The organism is Fibrobacter sp. UWH6 (genome assembly GCF_900142465.1).
Lineage (GTDB): Bacteria > Fibrobacterota > Fibrobacteria > Fibrobacterales > Fibrobacteraceae > Fibrobacter.
Genome location: NZ_FRAX01000011.1, coordinates 23,317 through 46,074, shown reverse-complemented (window position 1 = coordinate 46,074; position 22,758 = coordinate 23,317). Strand labels below are relative to the sequence as shown.

The window sequence follows — 22,758 nt, the reverse complement described above, 5'->3', positions numbered from 1 at the left end:
TCCGTGGCCTAGAGAACGGATTCCGGCCAGGGATGCTTGGGGTATCTGCCGCGAAGTTCCTTGCGGACTTCGGCGTAGGTGTTCTGCCAGAATCCTGTTAAGTCCCAAGTTTTCTGAATGGTTCTGAAGTTTGGGGCAAGAATATCGTAGCGGACCTTCAACTTTCCGTCGGCAATTTTATGTTCGCCTCGCAACTGCATCAAGTCTTCGATGCGGGCGGAAACTTCTACGAGAACGCCTTCAGCACTTTGGGTAACGAGATTGCTGCCGGGGGTTCCCGGTTCCGGCGCTTCAACTTCCTGATAACTGTAGCGAGCTTTCTTGCCGTTGGGGAGAATGTAATGGTCGGGGAAGGTCTTGTGAAGCCATTGCAACATGGATCGTCCGAAGTAGTCTTCAAGAATGGCGCGGTAGCGGTCTTCGTTCAGGTCGCGTAGTAGGAAGATGCCGTTGGCGAATTCATCAAAGATCAGTTCCATATCTTCTTCATTGAATTCAGGAAGGCTGAATTCTGGATACAGTTGTGCGGCCAGTCGCATCTTGATTAGAAGAGTCTGCAGATTTTCTGTAAGGTAACGCCCGGTCCAGTTTTCCTTTTCCAGCTTTTCTTTCCAGGCGCTGACGGTCAGTTCCTTTAGCTGATCAAGAACGGCGGGGGAGGCTTCCTGAGGGAGAATTTCCCGTTCGACTGTGCCGCGGATTTCCTTTCCGATAAAACGTTCCTGGCCACTACGCCAAATGAGTTCGTAGCGGGCTTCTTCGTCCTCGTTTTCTAGAAGACTTCTAGGAACGGGAACGTAAAGGTTTAGACGGAGTTCCGTCTTGGTGCCTGCAGCGGCGCCAGAGCTGGTGCGGAGCATGGTCATGGCCAGCAATGCAAAGGGCGGTTCCGGATGTTGCAGGCGGATGACATTCTGGTTGGGAAGCTTATAGGATCCGTTACTGGACGTGGGGGAGGCAAGCCTATCGGAGTAGGCCTTCATTAGCATCTGGATGGTTTCGGTTTCGTTGTCTGCGCTTTTCTTGAAGTTCTCCTTTTTGCAATAGTCTTGCAACTGTCGCAGCGTTAGTGAAACTTCGCGGGGAGTGTTGTTGCCGTGTCCAGAAGAATCGCCTGCCAACATCAGTAGGTTGGTGGGCTGCTTGTTCTTTTGCAACGTTTCTGTGCCGCCGTGAATCCATGCCATTGCAGACAAAGTTAAATTACTGATTCCTGCAGGCTTGGACTTGATTAAAACGTAAGCCAGCTGAACATCGGAAAGGGGGGACTGAACGGCCTGCAGACCCAATTCCGTAATTCCATTTTCGTCGACCATGTCCAATTCTTGCAGAAGTTCCTTCGCGACGATTTCTCGTTTTTCGGGAATAGCCGTCGGCAGAACCAATCCATTCTCGCCTCTAGTTCCTTCTCTCTCGTCTAAGAAACGTTCCAGTGCGGACTTCTGTAACAAGAATTCGGAAGGTTCAATTTGGGTAACTTCGGGAATGATTCCGCGGGGCATTCTGTTTTCTGATTCTTCGCTCCACAGTCGGATGCAGGCTCCGTTCTGTGTACGGCCTGAACGTCCGGAACGCTGGATGGCATTCTGCATCGAGATGGAGGCTGTGCGTAGTACGTTTACTTTCTGGCTGTCGTCGTATTCGGAAATTCGTTCCACGCCGCTATCTACCACGCCGCTAACGTTGGGAACGGTGATGGAGGTTTCGGCAATATTGGTGGTAAAGATGACGCGGGGGCGTTCCGTTTCTTCGAAGATTCTGTCTTGAACATCACGTTCCTGACCGCCATACAGATCTAGAAATTCTGCAGCATTGCCCATGGATTCTTCGGCTGCAGTGTGGCATTTAGAAATTTCGGCTTTACCGGGGAGGAATACCAGTGTGGTTTTCCAGACGTTGCTGCGGTACAGGGACTTGAGGGCCTTGACCACTTCACTTTCGAGGGAGGAACCTGCTAATGGGGTTTGATGTAAAATCTGGACCGGATAAAGAGGGTGTCCCAATTCCAGACATTTTACGCCTAGGGCATTTTCCATTTCTTCGCGATTCAGCTTTGCTGACATGACCGCAATTCGCGGAACTTTATCACTGTTCTTTTCTCGTCTTTCGTCTTTCGTCTGTAGTCTAAGCAGGTAGCTGAACAGCAAATCCATGTCCGACTTGCGCTCGTGGTATTCATCGAAAATAACCCATTCGGCGTCCATTTTCCCGTGGAGAAGTTCCTGCAGAAAGTTTCCGTAGGTCTGGAACAGAATGCGGGTTTCTGCGCTTTTGCAGGTGTCCTGTCTGAATTGATAGCCTACGGTCTTGCCACAAGGTTCGCCGTGTAATTTTGCGGAATACTGGGCCAGGGAAAGAGCAGCGATGCGTCGGGGCTGCAGTACTACCACACGACCTGTACAATGCTTCGAAAGGAACCAGGGAATATATAGGGACTTGCCGGAACCGGTGGGCGCTTCAACCAGTAGATTTCTGGTTTGGTCAATCGCTTCGATCAGTTTGGATTCTTCTTCGGCAATGGCAAGGTCTTTGTATGTTCGGAACATCTTGTTTCGTGCGGTTGAATTTTGAAGTCTGCTTTAAATGCTTATGAAAAAAGCGCGACCTTGATCGCGCTTAATCTTTATCCTTTAACCTTTAATCTACTAGGTCTTGGGGAAGCGGAGCTTTTCGCCGGTGGCGACATCGTTGTAAGGCTTCTTGCCGGCCTGGAACTTCTGGTTAATGACCAGGTTGTCGATACGGCGGCGGAGGCCCTGTTCAGTCTTGCAGAAGAAATAGGCAACCTGTGTGGTGCCCGGCACCAGGAACATGGCCAACTTGTACTTTTGCTTGACGGCGTTGCGGAACAGCTTCAGGTCTTCCTTCTTGGGGATGACGTAGGTGGCGCCTTCCTTGACTTCGCAGATCATGTCGGCATCTGCCAGCAGGGCATGAGACTTCTGCTTGAGGGCGGCGAAGTTGGGCTCGGTTGCCTTCTTGATGGTTTCGAGACTGAATGCTCCACCACCTTCCTTGAGGGCCTTGCGGAGTCCGCGAATTGCGAAGACTGCAAAGACGATAATGACTAGTGCGATAAGATAGGGCCAATTGTTGGCAAGAAAGTCTAACATAAAAACCTCGGGTTTTCTCCTTGACGAAGCCAAAGATAGAAAAAATGAAATGTGTTTTTTTATCTTTGTACTATAAATTTGAGGATTTGTGAAGATAGTTTTTGCCCCATTACACTTTTTGGAAGCCTTGCTGCTTTTGTTGGCGCTTTTTTTGATGGTCCCGTCTGTTGGTGCTGTCTGTGTTGATGGGTCGATTATCAAGAAAATAGAACTGGGTGGTCTAGAACATACAAATGAACGCGTGGTGCTGCGTGAATTGCAGAATCGTGAAGGCGAACCCTTTTCTACAGAGAAATTTGAGTCTGAAAAATTAAAACTTCAGGATCTGGATTTATTCACGGAGATTTCCGCAAACTGTGAAAGTGCCGATAATGGCGGCGGGATGGTCCTTCATTATTCCTTCAAGGAAATTTTCCGCTGGATTCCCGCTCCGGCGGGGAAGACGACTGACCGCGACGGGCTCATGATCGGCCTTGCCTTGGCAAATCTCAATGTGCTTGGTGAGGACATTCGTGCCGAGGTCCAGTACCGTACTGCAATTGACCCGATTTTTGAAAGCAACGAATATGCCTTCTATGCAAGTTCGCCGTACTTGTTTGGACTCCCGGTGGGCTGGAATTTCGAATTCTTGCGGACCGATAGCTGGGATGACTTGCGTTCCTTTCAGGACGATAGCTACCTGGCCGATCTGGATGTAGAATATCAGGTGCTTTCCCGACTTTCGCTGCTGGGAACGGTGGCGGTTCGTTATTTGGAGAAGGCGGCGTGGCTTCCCGAAGCGGGCCTTGGCTTTGCCTTTGATTTCCGCGATAGTAAACTGGACAGCCGCAAGGGTGTGTATTTTGAGTACATGATGACTCACGTAGGCTATGGAGACGATCATGATGCTGATTGTACTGTGGAAAGCTGTGACGACATGGGCGGCGAGAACTACTGGGAACTGCTGACGGATGCACGCGCCTATTATACGGCATGGCGCTTTATTACTGGGGCTACGGCTCTTGTTCGTATTCGTCCAGGCGATGTAGAACGTTACGATTATTTCTATCATGGCGGAACCAATACCTTCCGCGGACATGAAGCCGACAGCAATAGTTTAGGCGTCCACGAGGCTCTTCTGACTCTGGAAGAACGTTTTGTGTTGCGCGAACGTAAGGCGGCTTCTCTCTGGGGAATCAATTTCTTCTATGGTTTGCAGCTGGTGGCTGGCCTTGATGGAAGTCTGCTTTGGGACAAAGGTTCGCCAAGCTGGAAGAACTATGAAGGTGCCGTTTACGGTGGCCTGCACTTGGTGATTCCCGCCTTGGACCGTGTGCGTTTTGAAGTAGGCTATAGCCCTGACCGTAAGGAACCTAAGTTCTATTTCGGACTTTTCGACAAGACGACTTCTGCCCGCTGGCGCAGTCGATAATTTCTTGATTTACGATTTATAAATTTTTTTTTATTTTATTTCAAAAAATTAGGAGTAGAAAATATGAACTTAAAATTTATCCTGTCCATTGGCGCACTTGCTTTATTTGCTGCCTGCGGTGATGATTCCTCTTCCAACTCTTCTGCAGATCCCGTAAAGAACGATGATCCCATGTCCATCTTCGAAGTCCGTAAGCCGGATTCCGTGAAGGTTTCCTATACCGACGAAGATGGCAAGCCTGCTTCTGAAAAATTCATGCAGCAGGATTGGATTTGCACTTTTAACTACGAAGGTGAAGATGGTTACTTCTACATTCAGTCTTCTGTAGACGAAGCGAAAATGTTCATGTCTGTTGTTCCGGTTTCCTCTGAAACTGAAAAAGCTGAGCTTTATGTGAATGGTAAAATGGTGCCTGTTTCTAAGGCCGAGTATAGCTGGGGTGGAAACCATCATAACGATAACATCTCCTTTACCTACAAGGACAAGGTGTTCAAGTTTTACCACTCTTCCTTTGGCTTTGGATGGCGTTCTTGCCAGGAAATGGACTGTCTGCAGGTTTTCAAGGCTGACGGTGAAACTGAAATCAAGGATGGTTGCACTTCAGAACGCTCCTTGCCTGTTGTCTGTAGAAATGTTGATGAAAAGGGCCGCGTAAGTAGCTTTGATGATACTTTTGAAAAGTGCCCTGGTGATTTTGATGATTAATCTGAAAAAATATCGTAATTGTTTTATGGCCACACTAAGCGCAGTGGCCTTTTTTTCGGCTTGTTCCGATGACAGTTCTTCTTCGGTGAACGAGGAATTTTCTGGTCTGCATATTAACGCTTCTGGTGCGAAACTTGAGAGTTTTTTTGTCGGAGTCGATGAACAGCAAATTTTATGTCCGGGATCGGATAGTGACAATCTGAAGTGTACTTCTTCGGGTGTCTCTATTTCCTTTGACGTAGGCGATTCTGCCGATGTGGTGGTGAAGGCCTGGGGAAACGAATTCTTTGCCGGAAAGCTGGGCGCGGACAGGGATCGTAATATCGATGTTTCCTTGAGTCGCCTAGACGAATTCAAGAATACTGCAGATGAAGCTTCTGGATTTACTGCTGATGAAGGTTACGATGCTTTCTTGAAGAAGGCTTATAAGTCGTCGACTGAAATTGGCCGAAGCTACCTGGTCAAATTCATCATTACGGATTTTGATTCCAAGAAGCCTGTGCTGCATTTGCAGAATACCGGCAAGCATTCTCTGCATTATGAATTTGCAAAGAAGGTGCTGAAGGATTCCCGAAGCTTGTCGGAATTTGAAAGCGATGTTTATTACAGCACGAAAAAGAAGACTGTGGCTGGAACGTTAGTCTATTATGCGGCTCAAGATTCCATGATCGCCCTGACGTTCTTCCCGACAGACAAGATTAGTGCAGAACTGGTGGCGAAAACTCATCGCATTATTGAATCCCGTCTGCAGTTCCTGAATGTGGGAACAAAAAAGAATCGCCTGTATTATATGCCGTCGGGTAGCGTGGCCGAATCTGCGGCCGAAGATTACGCTGATGAATTTAAACGGTTAGACGTTCCCGTGTACACTCATGCCCAAATCTTTGGAGACGTCAGTCTTCAGATTATGAATACGGGTGTCGCTTACGGTACTCTCAGAAAGTTTACCGCCGATGAACTGGATACGGCTATTGTTTCTTCCCATGATATTTTAATTCTTGAAACCCTGCCTGCCGAAATTCCGCTGGTGGCTGGCGCTATCAGCAAGGATGCCCAGACTCCGCTTTCTCATGTGAACCTTGCGGCCAAGGCTCGTAAGACTCCCAACATAGCCTTTAACGGGCATGAACTGCCGGACTCCCTTCTGGCTCTTTGCGATAGCCTGGTGAAGCTGACGGTCAGCACCGCGTCCTATACCGTAGAAAAGACGACCTTGAAAGAAGCTAAGGAATATTGGGAAAGTCTCAAGAAAGAAAAGATGATCCTCTCTTATGACTTGAGCGAAAAGGGATTCCCCGATTTCAAGGATCTTGGTTTTAATTCTGCGGGATTCGTAGGCGTCAAGGCAGCAAACCTGGCTGAACTTCAAAAGTTTATTCCCGAAAATTCTCCTGATGGTTTTGCGGTACCGTTCTATCATTACGATAATTTCATGAGCTATGCCCAGGTGACGGAATCTCTTTGCCTTCGCTCTCAAAAGGATTGCAAGAAGGAAGGTCGCTCTTCTGAAATTTGCGATTACATCGAGACCCTGTGCGAGTCTGCTGTCAAGGACGATTCCTTGCCGCTGAAAAAGTACATCGCCGCTGTAACTGCTGACGAAAAGTTTGAATCAGATACCCGTACAAGGGAAGCTGTTCTTGATAATATCCGTTACATGATCCGCCATATTCCCGTAGACGAAAAATTCGGTACGGAACTGGATGAAAAGGTCTACAAGATTTTTGGGGAGACTCCGGTGCGCTTGCGTTCCAGCACGAACTCCGAAGACCTTGATGAATTTAATGGCGCAGGACTTTATAAGTCAGTAAAGGCGACCCGCGAGCCTAAGGATTTGCCCTCCGATGAAATTCGTAAGGTCTGGGCCTCGGTTTGGAGCTTTAAGGCCTACGAGGAACGAACCCTGTGGAACATCGACCATTTCTCTGTGCAGATGGCTGTTGCCGTACATGGAGCCTTCATCGATGAAGCTGCCAATGGTGTCATTGTTACCCAGAACATCGCAGACTTCTCTGTTGCCGGCATTTATGTGAATGTGCAGAAGGGTGAAGTTTCCATTACGAATCCCGAAAACAATTCCAGACCCGAAATTTTCTCTATCGTTCCTGCGGCCAAGGGCGTTCAGAAGGTTCTTCTGCAGAGCTCCACGTTGTCTCCGGATGAACCCGTCTTGACTGATTCCGAGGTGACGGAACTCTATGGCTTCGTCGAGAAAATCCAGACTCATTTCGCCAAACTCTACAAGAAGAGCGCCGATGAGCTGATTTTGGATATTGAATTTAAGGTGATGGGCGACGAACGCGAACTGATGTTCAAGCAGGCACGCCCCTATATCCTCTAGATGTTGAGAAAACGGTGAGCGAGAACAACATTATCTCAATGTTAGACCCCTTACCGCTTGACGTATAGGATTATAATACTAAATTCTTATTACAAAATTTGATGGATTATCAAAAGATGAAGAACTCAAGGTGAGTTCTCGTAGGAGAAAAATGGCTATTAACTATTTGGATTTGCCCATCGGCAAGAAATATCCGTACGAAGTGGATTGTGTTGTGGAAATTGGTAAGGACACCAATTTGAAGTACGAATATGATGAACGTCTTCATGTTTTCCGCTTGGATCGTTGCCTTCTGAGCTCCATGAGCTACCCCTGTACTTATGGCTTTATCCCCAGCACCAAGGCCGATGATGGCGATGCTCTGGATATGCTGATTTACAGCCCCGCCTCCATGATGACCGGTACCGTCTGCAGTTGCCGCGTGGTTGGCGCTCTGGACATGACCGACGGCGGCAAGAAGGACTACAAGGTTCTTGGCGTTCCCGTATTTAACCCGCGCCCCATTCACGACATCAGGGATGTGGACCAGATGTTCCTCCGCATTACCAAGAACTTCTTCCAGAACTACAAGGAACTGGAAGGCAAGGATGTTCAGATTGGTGAATGGAAGGATGCCGCCTTTGCCCGCGAAAAGGTAATCGCCGCCCATCGTGCCTATTTCCAGAACCAGGTTCAGATTCCCGAAACCTGCTACCAGGAACCGGAAGCCGACACAAACCTCCCGCCTGAAGAGTTGATCTAAGGCGAGTGCCGCGACGGCAATTTTGCTGATTTTGAAATTTGGCGAAATTAAGAAAAGCCCGCTTCGACGCGGGCTTCTTTCGTTATATGGTTTAATTTTACTTTAGAAAATTCGAACCTGTACCGGCAATTTTTCGTTAATCTTTTTGGCGACCGCTTCCAGGAATTCCTTGGGGAGAGGGAGGACGTCGGGAGTGGCCGTCTGACGGATAACGGTGTACAGCTGAACTTCTACGAAGTTCTTGGGTGCCGCTGCGTAAATTCGCTGGAGGTGTCCGATGTACTGTTCGATTTCTGCGTCGGTGGGAACGTCTCCCTGAAGGCTGCATAACATGGTCTGGATGCAGATGGGGTACAGCTTGATGACCTTTTCCAGGTTGTTCAGGATGGTTTCGAACTTGACTGCGGAGCGGTTCATGCGCTTGTACCATTCTTCGGTACCGGCGTCCAGCTTGGCCCAGATTTCACCGTCACTTTCCAGCAGGTAGGCCAGGGCATCTTCGACTTTCTCGTTCCCGAGGCGGCTGGCGTTTGTAATCAGGCGGAGCTTGAACTGCCCTTCGTTTTCCTTCTGGAGTTTGCGCATGCGCTTGCACACTTCGGGGAATTCCTTGACGATGGTGGATTCTCCATCGCCAGAAAGGCAGATGTCCTTTAGAATCTTTTTGTCTTCGGGAACGTGTCCAAAGAAATCGCACTTGCTGAATTCGCCGGACTTGTAGAATTCCAGGAATTGACGAAGCTCCCGCTCCACGCCGTCGATATCGATGGCGACACTTTCGTGACCTTCTTGCGGGCCGCTCTGGCAGTAGGCACAGGCGAAGGAACATTTGTGGTCGGGATTTAGGTTTATACCTACCGATAAACCGCCTGCGCGACGGCTAATGACGGGGTAGACCCAGGTGTTGTCTTTCCACATGCGGGAATGATCGCTCCATGCGGCGATCAGGGCCTTGTTCTGTTCCTGTGCTTTTTCTTGCTCGTTCATGGGCGCAAATATAAATTTTTCCCCGGCATTTTCTAGATTTGGGTTATGCGAATCGGAAATCTTTTTAAAGGTCTGGCTGTGTTGCTTGCTGCAACCACTTTTTCCTTTGCAGATAGTGTGACTCCAGAAGCACTTTCTGCCGGTGGTGCCGTAACTCGTGACCGTCAGTTGACCGAAATCTCCCAGATTTTGCGTGGGGGGCGTGGTGGTTATATCGATGCCGGTTTTTACTATTTGCCTTCTGCCGAGCAGATGCCTCTAGAAAGCAAATATGGCGAACATGATGGATTTGCTTTCAGGCAACATATGGCTGGTTTCTTCTCGGGCGATGTGAGCCCCGAAAGGTATTTCGGTTTAGTCCTTTGGTTCGACCGTTCCGGTTGGGATGGCGAAGATTTCGTTCTCTTCCCCCATTATACCGATTATTCCCTGGTCCGTTCTACAACGACTTGGGGTATGGTTTATACCGATGTAAAGTCTAACGCTACAATTGCTGCCGGTATGCAGCATTCCAATGTTGAACATGTAGGAAATATTTATGCCGACGAAAGCGATTCTTTGGCATACAGCTGGGGTTATTTCCGCTGGGGCAATTTTAGCGCAAGTGGAAGTTTCTACCGTACTTCCTGGCGGAACGCCCATGTGAATCTCGACCTGGAAAGCCGTTCCGTTTATGGGGGCCGCCTTTCTGGACCTTTGACTTACTTGCCCAATTTTGACATCGGATTTTATAATGGTCATGGGGAAGATTCCATCCGCGTCACATGGGAGCAGAACCTTTTTGCCCAACGTCTGTATGGAAAGGTCTCCTTTGATTTCCCTGATGGCGAATTCCATTCCGCTTCGTTGGCCTATTATCCGGATCCTTCCCGCATGATCGGCTTTGAAGCCACTTGCGTGCGTCGCGGTGTGCGCAGCGGATTTAAGGACCTGCTGTGGGGTGGTGCCGTAGACTTATTATTTGTACGTCTGGCTTACAATTCTTCTTATGACTATGACAATTTCTTTGGTGCCAAGGGAACCTTCATTGCCGAAGTCAAGTTTGGCTTGGCCGCTCTTGATGGTTTCCTGTTTGGTCGCGGTGCCGCAAGAACGGCTCCCCTGGAAACGGAAATCCTGAAGGAGAAGAATAAGTCCAAGTCTTCTGAAGAAAGCGGTTTCTCGTTGAATCCTGGATCATCCAAGACTATCGAGGCTAAGGGTATCCGCTACGAAAAGGGAGGTAAATAATGCGATTGCAGATAAAGTCTTTCCTTGTTTCAAGGTTTGCTGTACTTATTGCGATTCTCATTCTCCCATTGGTCTTGACCGGGTGCATTTCCCATTGGTTCCTAGAATCTTCTAGCCGACTCCAGATTGAAAATGGTACCGAGGATTATTCCATTGTGCGAGTTGATATCCTGGCCAATGATGGAACGTCCAAGAAGTGGATCGACGAAGTTATCCTTCCTGGCGAAAGGAGCCGGGTGGTCGAAGAGGATCTGGTGGGGGAATTTACCCTCCGTTTCAAGTACACCAAATCCAAGGACGGTTCGGGCAAGGTTTATGCCGATGATCGCTCCTTTGACTTGGATGGGGGGAGCCTCTATATGGTTGTTGAAGCGGATGGAGACTCGCTAACCTATCGATTCCGTTAGAAATTCCCGTAAAGCTTGACTTATGAACGTTTCGTAACCTGTTGGTGCGAAACGTTTTCTGCTTATTTTCTAAATTTGCCGCCGTGCAGATTACAAAGCTAAAGATTTTTGGTTTTAAGTCCTTTGCCCAAAGGACCGAAGTGAACTTCCCCACGAAGGGTCTTACCGCCGTGGTGGGCCCTAACGGTTGCGGTAAATCCAATATTACCGACGCTATCCGCTGGGTGCTTGGCGAACAGAAGGCCGCCGCACTTCGTATGGGCAAGATGCAGGACGTGATTTTCAGCGGTACCGAAGAACGTGCCGCCATGAGCCTTGCCGAAGTTTCCATCGTGATTGATAACAGCGACGGAACTTTGAATTCTGAATATTCCGAAGTGATCGTGACCCGTCGCGTCCATCGTGATGGTTCCGGTGAATACCTGATTAACAACCAGGAATGTCGTCTTCGCGATGTGCATGCCTTGCTTTTTGACTCGGGTCTGGGTTCCAGTACGTATTCCCAGATGAACGCCGACATGATCAAGGCTGTGCTGTCTGACAAGGCCGACGACCGCCGCGTGCTTTTCGAAGAAGCTGCCGGCGTTAGCAAGTATAAGCAGCAGCGTAAGGAAACCCGCCGCCAGCTGGAACGTGTGCAGATGGATATGGATCGTGTGGAAGACAATCTGCGCAGTGTCCGCCGTTCTGTCCGTCAGTACGAAACCCAGGCTGAAAAGGTTAACGAATTTAAGCGTTTGAGCAAGCGCCTCCGCGAATTGGATCTTTCTGTCAGCGTCGACAAGTACGAAGATATGAAGGAAGGTCTTTCTACTCTGGATACCACCACCAAGCGAATGAACCACGAGGTGGAAAGCGCCAAGACCAACGCAACGGTGCTCCAGGCCAAGATTGACGAAAAGAAATTGTTGATCGCCGAAGATGAAACCGCATACCGTGATTTGGAACGCGATGTTCAGAAGGCCACCATCGAACTGAACGACTTGAATAACAACATCGGTCGTATCCGTGATGTGGTGTCTAGCCTGGAATCCGCCAACGATCGCGCCCAGGAAGAAATTAGCCGCAACCAGTCCAAGGTCGAGGAATTGACCGTGGAACGTGGTCGCCTTGAAGAAGAAAATGCGGCTCTGGGTTCCGACAACGAAATGGACGAACTGAATGCCCTGCTGGAACGTGAACGGGAAACCTTGCAGGTCATGCGTGATAAGCTGGATGACTTGCGCCAGCAGTCTAGGGAACTTTCTAACCAGCGTCTGCAGGCAACCAACAAGGCCAACTCTCTCAAGAGCCGCTTTGAACGTATGGATGCCGAAGCCGCCCTGCTCCAGGGAAACTTGACCCGCTGGCAGGGGGAACTGGAAAACCTGAATAACCAGAAGAATTCTGCCCAGGACATTATCCGCGATATCCAGGAAAATATGGATAGGGCAGATGAAGATATTGAACGTCTGACCGAACAGAAATCTACCCGTGAAGAACGTCTGGAAGCCGGCAAGGCTGACCTTCAGGATGCCCAGAAGAAGTTACAGAATCTGCGCAACGAAGAGGCTCGCCTCCAGTCTAGAATTGACGTACTTCAGAGCGTGGCCAACGAAGGAACTGATGCCAGCCGTTGGCTCATGGAGAACAAGGCCGACGTGGTTGGTGGCCTTTTGAGCGAACGTATCGAGGCCGCTCCCGAATATGCTTCCCAGGTGGAAGCCGCCCTGGGCGACTTGATGGATGCCGTGGTGGTGGCCAACGATTCCGCCGTGGTGGACGTGGTCAATTCCATGAAGGGCTACAATGTGGGCAAGGCCCTGCTGGCCCTGGCAAGCGATAGCGCTCCTGCATACACGGGAACCGTTTCCGGTGAAGGAGTTGTGGGCTGCCTGAATGACTTTGTAAAGGCTGATCCCGAAATCGGTCCCTGGCTTTCTGGAATCCTTTCCCGCTACTTTGTGGTGGATTCCCTGCAGACGGCCTTGAACTTCGCCCGTTCCATGCGTGACGAGGATCTTTGCTTTGTGGCACCCGATGCCATTGTCCGTACTAGCGGCCTGGTTTCCAGCGGTGCGGCGACTTCTGGAGCCTTGTCTCGCAAGAATGAAATTGCCGAAGCTCTGGAACTGCTGGAAAATGCCCAGTCCGAAGCTTCCCAGATGGAAGATGAAGTGGCCCGCATCCAGGAACTTGTGGATGAAGATAGCCAGATGCTTGCTTCCCTGGCCGATGAAATTCGCGAAAAGCAGGATATGAAGCGTGGCGGTACCGCAGGCCTTTCTATCCAGAACAATACGGTTCAGAACTGCGACCGTCGCATTGCCCAGCTTGAAAATGACATCCGCAATGCGGAAAGCAAGATTCAGGCTGCCGAAGAATCCAAGAACAGCGATGCCGAACTTCAGGAAGCTTCCGCTACGATGGAACGTGTGGAAGCCGAATACTCCAGAGTCAACGACGAACTGACGGAACAGGATACCATGTATCGCGAGAAGGAAGAAGATGTCCGCGAACTGGAACGTTCCGCCAACGACAAGAACGCCCGCCTGGCTCAGAATGAAAACCGCCTGAAGAGTATTGCCGATCAGATCGGTTACCTGGAAAATTCCATCAGGAACCGTTCCGAAGAAATGGAAAAGAATACCATCGCCATCGAAAAGAATAACGAAGATGGCCGCGAACTTGAAATCCAGATCCAGTCCAAGGATTCTGCCCTCCGCGATCTCGAAGGTCAGCGCGACTTGGCCAAGGAAAAGTTCGACCTGGTTTCTGGCGACCTTGAAGAATGGCGCTCCGAGGTAAACCGCCTCCGTGACGACATGATCGAGAAGATGAAGGAATTGAACGACGTGGGCCGCCGTCAGGAAGCCTTGCAGGCCAACCTGGACCGCCTCGTGGAACGCGTGACCAACGAATACAATTTCGACCTTTCTAATCCTGAAGACTTTGAACGTGTGGAATACAGCCAGCCCGAAGCTGACCGCGAAATTCGCGAACTCCGTGGCAAGATCAAGGAACTGGGCCCCATCAACGTGAACGTGATGGAAGACTACGAAGACGAAAAGAAACGTCTTGAAGAAGTGGAAAAGCAGTTCGACGATTTGGACCGCGCCCGTGCCTCTCTGGATCGTACTATCACCAAGCTGGACGACATCGCCCGCAAGCGCTATCTGGATACTTTCGCACGCATTCAGAAGAACTTCCAGTTCGTGTTCAGTAAGCTGTTCCTGAATGGCGAAACCAAGATGAGTCTTATCGAAAAGGTAGACGAAATGGGCAAGCCCATGGATATCCTGGACGCCGATATCGAAATTAACGTCCGTCCTACCGGTAAGAAGATGCGTGGCATCAAGGCCCTGTCTGGTGGTGAACATGCTTTGACCGCAACGGCACTGCTCTTCGCCATCTACATGGAAAAGCCGTCTCCGTACTGCGTGCTGGACGAAGTGGATGGTCCTCTGGACGACGCTAACGTGGGTCGTTTCATGGCCCTCCTCCGTGAATTCAGCAAGCAGACCTTGTTCATCGTGGTGACCCATAACAAGCGTACCATGGCTGAAGCCGATATGCTGTACGGCGTGACCCAGGAAATCAAGGGTATTTCCCGTATTGCTAGCGTTCAGCTTGCCGATGCAACTAAGTTCGCGATTTAAGACCGCTCGCGCTAAGGCTGGAGAAGGACATCCTGTAGGCGCTCGCTCTCGCAACGGCGGCTCGTTAATACGAGCTGTCTTATGCTCACGTAAGACCGCTCGCGCTAAGGCTGGAGAAGAACATCCTGTAGGCGCTCGCTCTCGCAACGGCAGCTCGTTAATACGAGCAGCCTTATGCTCACGTAGTGCTAAGGTTCGGGGGTGCGCCTTTGCTTAGTAATTCGGTGAAGGGCATTTTTTACGGGTGTGGTGCCGCCATCTGTTACGGCACTAATCCGTTGGGAGCCTTGTTCCTGTATCGCGAAGGGTTGTCTCCTGAATCGGTGCTGTGCTATCGCTTTGCTACGGCCATTGTGCTGCTGGCTCTGCTGATGTTGTTCAACCGCAATCGGTTCGCCATCAAGAAGGCTGAGATTCTTCCTCTTGCGGTTCTTGGATTCCTGTTTGCCTTTTGTGCCCTGACTCTTTTTGCGGCTTTCAATTACATGGATGCAGGACTTGCCTCCACGCTACTTTTTCTTTATCCGTTAGAAGTAGCCCTTATGATGGCCCTCATCTATAAGGAACGCCTAACCGCCAAAACCGGTGCCGCCATCGCTTTGTCTCTTTTGGGGATCGGTCTCCTGTATCGAGGTGGGGAAGGGGGTATGCCCCTGAGTTCCATCGGGCTTCTGCTGGTATTCCTTTCTTCTTTCACTTACGCCATTTATATCGTGTTCGTGAACAAGGCCAATTTGCAGATGGGACCCCTGAAGCTTACCTTCTACGTGATGATTTTCTGCCTGTTGTTCCTTACGCTGTATTCCGTGAGCCTTGGGTCGGGGCTTCCTCCCTTGCTGCAGTCCCCGTCTTCGTACGGGTGGGCCCTGATGCTTGGTTTTGTACCTACCGTGTTGTCTCTGGTACTGATGACCAAGGCGGTTAAGATTGTGGGTTCCACTTCCACGGCGATTATGGGTGGCCTTGAACCTCTTACGGCTGTAGTTATTGGGGTTTGCGTCTTTGGAGAAACGCTGACTATAAGACTTGCGTTGGGTATTTTGCTGGTTCTTGCCTCGGTTGTCGTGTTGGCCGTAAAGAAAAAGTGATAAAACTATCGGCATAATTACGAGTTGTAGTAATAGGACGTTTGCATACGGCCTATTTTTTTTATAAGATTAGAGTATATGGTTTTATTGAATAAAATAAAGGATTTTGCTCTTTTTGCCGGCTTTACTCGTGAGCAGTATTCTCAGGCTAGCGAACTTTTTCCGGAATCCAACCGAAAACTTTTGATGGCTTTGTCTTTTTTGCTGGGTACGGTCGTGCTTGCCCTGGCTCTGGCAGCCATATTCTGGGAAAGCCGCGGTGTCATGGTGAGCTCTCTTGCCTACATCGCCTTTTCTGTGCTGAATTACGGCATGTTCTTTATTTCCTATAAGTTTGGCGTCTCGTTCCCGAAGGTCATTCTCCCTTTTTGCTATGTGGTCTTGATTTCGTGCTACATTCTTGCGATTTATGCCGGATGTGCCCATGGGCCTAGGGGATTGGCTGTGGCCATGGCGGCTATGGTGGTTGTCCTTCCGATTTTCTTTTACGATTTGCCCCTTCGAATGATCGGGTTGAATATTGTAGGTACCGGGGCTTTCCTGGTTTGCAGTCACCACGTAAAGGATTACGAAATCTTTTTGGCGGATGTTGTTGACGTTGTTCCCTTTGCTGTGGCCGGTTGCATGCTTTGCTACGTGATAAATCGAACCAAGGTGAATGACTTACATCAACGTAAGGAACTGGCGAAGCAATCTGCAAAGATTGACGAGTTGAACTTCAGTCTCATTGCCCGAAACAGCGAACTGGAAACGAGCCTTGAACATGAACGTCTGAACTCCTCGGTGATTCGTTGTCTGGGTAACCCTTTTTATGCCCTCTACCTTTTTGATCTAGAAAAAAAGAACTTCAAGGAAATCAAGTCTACAGAGGCAATTCGTAACCTGGTTGGTGTAGAAGGGGATGCAAGACAGGGATTCTACCTGTTGACAGAAAAGACGGTGTCGGCCGAGGATAAGGCTGCCATCAGTCGTTTTACAGATATTGATACCATGCAAGAACGATTGAGGGGCAAGAACACCATTACAGAGGAATTCCTTGGGGTTTTCTCGGGCTGGAGTCGTGCCCTGATTATTCCTCTGACCTTGAACGAATTTGGTGATACGGTTGAGGCTCTATTTTGCGCACGTTCCATTAACGACGAAAAGCAGGCTTTGCTTCGTCAGGAACATTTGCAGAAGTTGAATGAGTCCATCAAGTCGGGCATGTGGAATGTTGATTTTGATGAGGCTGGCGAGGTTGTCTCGTGCTACCGTAGTGAAGCCTACCGCAAGATGATGGGGTACTCTTCTATTGATGAGTTCCCGAATACGTTGGACGCCTGGTCGGAGCGGCTTCACCCCGAAGACCGCGATATTATCCTTAATTCTTTCTGGACTGCGGTATACGACAGGTCTGATCGAATTGTATACGATGTAGAATATCGAGCCAAGATGAAGAATGGGGTCTACCATTGGTTCCATGCGGCTGGGCGTGTGACTAGACGTAAAAATGGATCGCCCATTTCGATGATCGGTGTGTTTATCGATATCAATAACCAGAAAGAAATGGAACTTCAGCTGGAACAGCAGCAGGCAACCTTGCGGGACGCCTTTGTGACTGCACAGCAGGCCAGCGCCGCCAAGTCTGCTTTCCTGAATAACATGAGCCATGATATTCGAACTCCGCTGAACGCAATCCTTGGTTTCTCTAGCCTGGCCAGTACTCACCTAGATGAACGTGAGCAGTTAAAGGGCTACATCTCAAAGATTTCTACAGCCGGTCGCCACTTGCTGGAACTGGTGAACGATGTCCTGGATATGAGCCGCATCGAAAGCGGTAAGGTCAAGATCGATGAAGCTCCTGCCAGCATTTCTGCGATGATCCGTGAAATCGAGACCATCGTCAATGAAAGCTCCAAGGAAAAGTCTCTAACCTTGATTTTTGATACCAGTGAAGTTATTAACGATTCTGTCTCTTGCGACAAGTTGCGACTGAACCAGGTTCTTTTGAACTTGATGGGAAATGCAATCAAGTTTTCTCATGATGGCGGTCATGTTTCCTTGCGAGTTAAGCAGAAGGGGGCCGCTGTTGACCAGTCTGCCGCCTACGAGTTGGTCGTAGAAGATGATGGCATCGGAATGAGTGAGGAATTCCAGAAACACGTATTCGAACCTTTTGAACGTGAGAAGACTTCGACGGTCAGCGGCATTCAGGGAACGGGCCTGGGCCTTGCCATTTGCAAGAACATCGTGAATATGATGGGCGGAACCATTTCTGTGCAGAGTGAATCTGGGAAGGGGACCAAGTTTACGGTTTCACTCAGCTTCAAGATCGAGGAAACGGTTGTTGTCGAAGAGCCTGATGTCAAGATCGAGAATATTGCGCCCAAGAGTTTCAAGGGTCTGAAGGTCTTGCTGGTAGAAGACAATGAACTGAACGCGGAAATCGCCCAGAGTATTTTGCAGGAAGCTGGCTTTGTGGTGGATACCGTGGGAGACGGTTCTGTTGCCGTTGAACGAATCCGTACCGCGGAATTGGGGCAGTATGACGTAATCCTTATGGATGTGCAGATGCCTGTTATGGATGGCTACGAGGCGACCCGCCAGATTCGTGCCATGCACCGTTCCGGAATTTCTAGCCTGCCTATTATTGCCGTAACTGCAAATGCCTTTGAAGAAGACCGCTTGCAGGCTTTGCAGGCGGGTATGGATGGTCATGTAGGCAAGCCTATCGAGATTCCAAAGCTGTTGAAAACTCTGGAATCTGTGCTTCGCTAAGTCCCAGGCGAAAACACCTGAAAGAACTACGAAAAAAATCCGCGAGTTTGACTCGCGGATTTTTTTGTGTTCATAAGGTTTGAAGTTTATTCTTCGAACTTCTTAATAATCACGATACCGTTGTGACCGCCGAAGCCCAGGGAGGCAGAGGCTGCACAGTCGATGTTGCCCTTGACGCCAACATTGGGAACGTAGTCCAGGTCGCATTCCGGATCCGGAGTTTCGTAGTTGATGGTGGCGGGGTAGAAGGAGTTGCAAACAGCCAGGGTGGTAATGATGGCTTCGCAGACACCGGCGGCACCTACGCAGTGACCGGTCATGCTCTTGGTGCTGGACACCTTGATTTCGCGGGCGCGCTTTTCGCCCAGGGCAATCTTCAGCATGGCGGTTTCAGTCAGGTCGTTCAGGTGGGTAGAAGTACCGTGGGCGTTGTAGTAGTCGATATCTTCGGGAGTAACGCCAGCGTCCTTCATGGCGCGTTCGAAAGCCTTGGCGCAGATGGAACCATCGGGGCGGGGGCTGGTAATGTGGTAGTTGTCGGCAGAAGCGCCGTAGCCAGCCAGTTCGGCGTAGATCTTGGCGCCGCGGGCCTTTGCGTGTTCCAGTTCTTCGAGAACGAGAACGGCGCCGCCTTCACCCATGATAAAGCCGGAACGGTCCTTGTCGAAGGGGCGGCTAGCCTTTTCGGGGCAGTCGTTGAACTTGTCGGTGAGGGCGTGCATGCCGGCGAAGGCCTTGATGGAGTAGTCGGTAATACCGCTTTCGGAACCACCGGCAAGGCAGACGTCCAGACGACCGGAGCGGACTGCATCCAGGGCAACGCCGATAGCGTCGGTACCGGAAGCGCAAGCAGTTGCAATAGTCCAGGCGCAACCGTTAATGCCCAGGGCGATGGTCACGTTGGCTGCGGCTTCGTTGGGAATCAGTTCGGCCATAGCCAGCGGAGAAACGCGGCGCTTGTTGCCATCTACATACTGGTTGAAGGTGCTGTCGAGAATGTCCATGCCGCCGAGACCGCTACCTGCGATGACACCGGTGGTATCTGCGTGGAGGATTTCTTCGGTGAGCTTGGAGTCGGCGACTGCTTCGTTGGCGGCAGCCAGCAGGAACTGGGTGAAGCGGGCCATGCGGCGGGCTTCCTTAGGGTCGATCCCGTGTTCTTCGGGCTTGAATTCCTTGACTTCTGCGGCAATCTTGACGGGGCAGTTGGTGGCGTCGAACAAGGTGATGGGGCCTACGCCGCACTTGCCTTCTTCGATGGCCTTCCACAGGTCATTAACGTTCTTGCCAACGGGTGTAACAGCACCCATACCGGTAATCACAACTCTTCTTCTGTTCATAGAATTCTCGTTAAAAGTTTTGGTCAAATATAGAAATCCCAGCGCATTTTACGCCGGGATTCCTTAGACTTTGTCCTGTTTACTTTTCGGCTCCGTTAGCTTCGGACTTTGCTTCTGTCGTTGCCTTTTCCTTGTCGTTGTCGCGGATAGTGGCGCGACGGATCTTGCCGCTGATGGTCTTGGGCAGTTCAGAAACGAAGTCGATGTAGCGGGGGCTCTTGTAAGCAGCAGCCACCTTCTTTGTGAACAGCTGGATTTCCTTGGCCAGTTCCTTGGAAGCCTCGTAACCCTTGTGGAGCACGATGGTTGCCTTAACGGCCTGGCCGCGGGCTGCGTCTTCTACGCCAGTCACAGCCACTTCCATAACGGCAGGATGCTGATGGAGAACTTCTTCCACTTCAAAGGGACTTACGCGGTAGCCAGAGGTCTTGATCAGGTCGTCGGTACGTCCCACGAACCAGAAGTAACCATCCTTGTCCTTCCAGGCGGTATCGCCGGTGTGGTAAACACCACCTTCGAAAACCTTCTCGGTACGTTCCGGATCGCGGTAGTAGCCGCCGAACAGGCCGAAGGGCTTGCCGCCATCGATGCGGATGATGATTTCGCCCACTTCTTCAACGCCGCAGGAAGTTCCGTCGGGGTTGATGATGTCCAGGTTATAGCCGGGGGAGGGGCGGCCCATGGAACCGGGCTTGGCTTCCATCCATTCGTAGTTGCCGGTAATGAGGGTGGATTCGGTCTGACCGTAACCTTCGCGAAGTTTATGGCCGGTCTTTTCGAGCCACCTATTGAAAATGTCGGAACTGAGAGCTTCGCCTGCGGTAACGCAGTAGGTGAGGCTAGACAGGTCGTACTTGCTCAAATCCTGCTGCAGCAAGTAGCGGTAGGCGGTAGGAGGTGCGCAGAATGTGGTAATCTTGTATTCTGCCATCTTTTCCAGCATCTTGCCGGGGATGAACACCTTCATGTCGTATACAAAGACTGCGGAACCTGCAATCCACTGACCGTAGATCTTGCCCCACATGGCCTTTGCCCAGCCGGTTTCTGCAATACTCAGGTGACGTCCGCCATCTACGACGTGCTGCCAGAAACGTGCGGTATTGATGTGTCCCAACGGGTAAGTAAAGGTGTGGGCCACCATCTTGGGGTTGCTGGAAGTTCCGCTGGTAAAATAGACCAGCATGATGTCGTCATTCTTGGTAGCTTCTTCGCCGACCGGACGGGGAAATTCCGGAGACATGATTTCGTAGTCGTCGTAGAAGCTGATCCAGCCTTGACGGGCCTGGCCGATAGTCACAAGCTTTTCTACGGAGGAGCACTTGGACTTGGCGGTCTCCACTTCCTTCTGGAGGGAGGGCTCGTCGTAGGATACCACCATCTTGATTTCTGCAGCATCGAAACGGTATTCCAGATCGTGGGCGGAAAGCATGTTGGTGGCGGGGATGACGATGGCGCCAATGCGGTGAAGGGCTATGATGAAGAACCAGAATTCATAGCGACGGCGGAGGATAAGCATCACGCGGTCGCCCTTCTTGATTCCCTGTTCCTTCAGGAAGTTTGCTGTACGCTGGGAGGCACGGGAAAGGTCCTTGAAGGTGAAGATATGACTTTCGTCGTTATCGTCGCACCATACCAGGGCTTCGCGTTTAGGTTCGTTCTTTGCGTACTCGTCTACGACGTCGTAAGCGAAGTTGAAATTGTCGGGGATAGAAATCTTGAAGTTCTCGTGGAGATCTTCATAGGAATTGTAGTCAACTCGACTTAAAAAATTGTTTAAAATCATCATTCGTTCCGTTATGATTATGGACGATTACAGGTCCTTGTACATCACTTTTTCACGCATGGTGGATACGTAACGGATTAAGTTCAAAATTCTCTTTTCGCCAATGGTAAAGAAATCCTTCTGGTGGAATACCAGACGGGGAATGCCGCCGGGGAGCATCATGGTCAGGCAGGCTCTGGTCTGGGCGATTCCCAGAAGAATATCTGGGACGATGGAGAAGCTGAGAGCCTTGGATGGAATCTTCTTGATGGAGCCGTCTCTCTTGCTGTAAATAAAATGCAGGTCTTCGTAATTGTCGAACTGTTCCAGAGCCTGTTCACGCAGGTGGCGGTTGCCGAACCAGATGGGCGGGACAAAGCCAGAGGGAATGGCGTGGCTGCAGTTGGCCTTCCAAAGGGCAAGGCTGCGTTTCAGGAGGGCGATGGTGAATTTTTCATCGAGACCGGCGAATTCGGCTTCGTTGCCGGAAATCCATTGGGCAATTTTACCAACCCAAGTTCTGTTGACTGCCAGGTCTGCACGGTGATGTGCGCCGTGAATCATGATTTCGTAGCCTTCGTCAACGAACTGCTGGATGGTTGCCTGGAATTCTTCGGCTTCGGATTCCGGAACACCGCCGATGGAGGGGACCACGGCGATACTGATGGGGGAACCAGCAGCTTCAGCCAGCTTGCGGATTTGTACGGAAGCCTTCTTGAAATTCTTCGCATTGAAGTTATGATAGCACAGAATGAACTTCTTTCGCTTGTTGCGATATTCTTCAGCAGCTTGAAGGTCGGCAATATCCTTATTGATTTCCATAATAAACCTTTGGTGTTCTCGTTAAAGATTGTCTTTGTCGAGCTTGTTGTTGACGAAAATGTGGAATGCAGCAAACAGGGCGGCTGCGACAACGGCCAGTCTGCAGATCATCTTGCTAAAGGAATTTTCCATATTGGACTCCGTTTAATTTTTTTATAAAATAGAATAAAATGAAGGCGGAAATTCGCTTGAGATGTTTTTTTAACTTATGAAAAAGTACCTTGCAAACTCAAGGATTGTAAGTTTTCTATAAGTTTGTTTTTTTTTGTAAAATTTCGCTTTTTTTACGGTTCCCGGTTCTCGGCGACCCAAATTTTGACCGTGCTATTGCTTTCAACTATAGCGTGCAGGTAATGTAGGCCGCTAATTAGGTGTCCACGGGAGTCCAGTTCCAGGCAAACTCCATAAGTGTCGA

The 22,758-nt window shown here is 50.1% G+C and carries 15 protein-coding genes; 9 read left to right on the top strand and 6 right to left on the bottom strand.

Annotated features, from left to right (window positions below; translation table 11 throughout):
* Window positions 1–8: 8 nt before the first annotated feature.
* The gene (locus BUB73_RS10220) at window positions 9–2,546 is read right to left on the bottom strand and encodes an ATP-dependent helicase C-terminal domain-containing protein (RefSeq protein ID WP_073235090.1); all 2,538 of its coding nucleotides are present in this window, start codon (window positions 2,544–2,546) and stop codon (window positions 9–11) included.
* A 99-nt stretch (window positions 2,547–2,645) separates the two neighbouring features.
* Complete coding sequence (locus BUB73_RS10215) at window positions 2,646–3,113, bottom strand: hypothetical protein (RefSeq protein ID WP_073161348.1); 468 nt, start codon at window positions 3,111–3,113, stop codon at window positions 2,646–2,648.
* A gap of 88 nt (window positions 3,114–3,201) precedes the next feature.
* Between BUB73_RS10215 and BUB73_RS10210 the strand changes: the two genes are divergently transcribed.
* The 4 genes from BUB73_RS10210 to BUB73_RS10195 all read left to right on the top strand — a co-directional run bounded on the left by BUB73_RS10210 (window position 3,202) and on the right by BUB73_RS10195 (window position 8,312).
* Complete coding sequence (locus BUB73_RS10210) at window positions 3,202–4,524, top strand: BamA/TamA family outer membrane protein (RefSeq protein WP_249269279.1); 1,323 nt, start codon at window positions 3,202–3,204, stop codon at window positions 4,522–4,524.
* 63 nt (window positions 4,525–4,587) lie between these two features.
* Complete coding sequence (locus tag BUB73_RS10205) at window positions 4,588–5,229, top strand: hypothetical protein (RefSeq protein WP_073285490.1); 642 nt, start codon at window positions 4,588–4,590, stop codon at window positions 5,227–5,229.
* Entirely contained in the window at window positions 5,222–7,570 is a 2,349-nt protein-coding gene (locus BUB73_RS10200; RefSeq protein ID WP_175552206.1) for a PEP/pyruvate-binding domain-containing protein, read from the top strand. Before BUB73_RS10205 ends, BUB73_RS10200 begins: the two co-directional genes overlap by 8 nt.
* Before the next feature lie 151 nt (window positions 7,571–7,721).
* Window positions 7,722–8,312: an inorganic diphosphatase gene (locus BUB73_RS10195; RefSeq protein ID WP_073235100.1), complete on the top strand. Its 591-nt coding sequence runs from the start codon at window positions 7,722–7,724 to the stop codon at window positions 8,310–8,312.
* Between the two features lie 102 nt (window positions 8,313–8,414).
* Here BUB73_RS10195 and BUB73_RS10190 read toward each other — a convergent pair whose 3' ends face one another.
* Window positions 8,415–9,299 carry a radical SAM protein gene (locus tag BUB73_RS10190; RefSeq protein WP_073161343.1) on the bottom strand — a complete coding sequence of 295 codons (885 nt, stop codon included), beginning with the start codon at window positions 9,297–9,299 and terminating at the stop codon, window positions 8,415–8,417.
* Between the two features lie 45 nt (window positions 9,300–9,344).
* On the opposite strand from BUB73_RS10190, the gene BUB73_RS10185 reads away from it, so the two are divergent.
* From BUB73_RS10185 to BUB73_RS10165, 5 genes are all read left to right on the top strand, one after another.
* Entirely contained in the window at window positions 9,345–10,529 is a 1,185-nt protein-coding gene (locus BUB73_RS10185) for a hypothetical protein (protein WP_073235104.1), read from the top strand.
* A complete protein-coding gene (locus tag BUB73_RS10180) occupies window positions 10,529–10,936 on the top strand; it encodes a hypothetical protein (RefSeq protein ID WP_073161341.1) in 408 nt (135 codons plus the stop codon). The genes BUB73_RS10185 and BUB73_RS10180 overlap by 1 nt, the downstream gene beginning before the upstream one ends.
* A gap of 83 nt (window positions 10,937–11,019) precedes the next feature.
* The gene (smc, locus tag BUB73_RS10175) at window positions 11,020–14,574 is read left to right on the top strand and encodes a chromosome segregation protein SMC (protein ID WP_073235106.1); all 3,555 of its coding nucleotides are present in this window, start codon (window positions 11,020–11,022) and stop codon (window positions 14,572–14,574) included.
* A gap of 209 nt (window positions 14,575–14,783) precedes the next feature.
* Window positions 14,784–15,662, top strand: coding sequence for a DMT family transporter (locus BUB73_RS10170; protein ID WP_073161340.1), 879 nt, complete (start codon window positions 14,784–14,786; stop codon window positions 15,660–15,662).
* Window positions 15,663–15,740: 78 nt separating this feature from the next.
* A complete protein-coding gene (locus BUB73_RS10165; RefSeq protein WP_073285484.1) occupies window positions 15,741–18,419 on the top strand; it encodes a hybrid sensor histidine kinase/response regulator in 2,679 nt (892 codons plus the stop codon).
* 86 nt (window positions 18,420–18,505) lie between these two features.
* Here the strand turns inward: BUB73_RS10165 and fabF are convergent, their stop codons facing one another.
* The 3 genes from fabF to BUB73_RS10150 form a co-directional block, all read right to left on the bottom strand.
* Window positions 18,506–19,759 carry a beta-ketoacyl-ACP synthase II gene (gene fabF / locus BUB73_RS10160; protein WP_073161390.1) on the bottom strand — a complete coding sequence of 418 codons (1,254 nt, stop codon included), beginning with the start codon at window positions 19,757–19,759 and terminating at the stop codon, window positions 18,506–18,508.
* 79 nt (window positions 19,760–19,838) lie between these two features.
* The gene (locus BUB73_RS10155; RefSeq protein ID WP_073285481.1) at window positions 19,839–21,542 is read right to left on the bottom strand and encodes an AMP-binding protein; all 1,704 of its coding nucleotides are present in this window, start codon (window positions 21,540–21,542) and stop codon (window positions 19,839–19,841) included.
* Window positions 21,543–21,569: 27 nt separating this feature from the next.
* Window positions 21,570–22,343, bottom strand: coding sequence for a DUF2334 domain-containing protein (locus BUB73_RS10150; protein WP_073235110.1), 774 nt, complete (start codon window positions 22,341–22,343; stop codon window positions 21,570–21,572).
* Window positions 22,344–22,758: the final 415 nt, after the last annotated feature.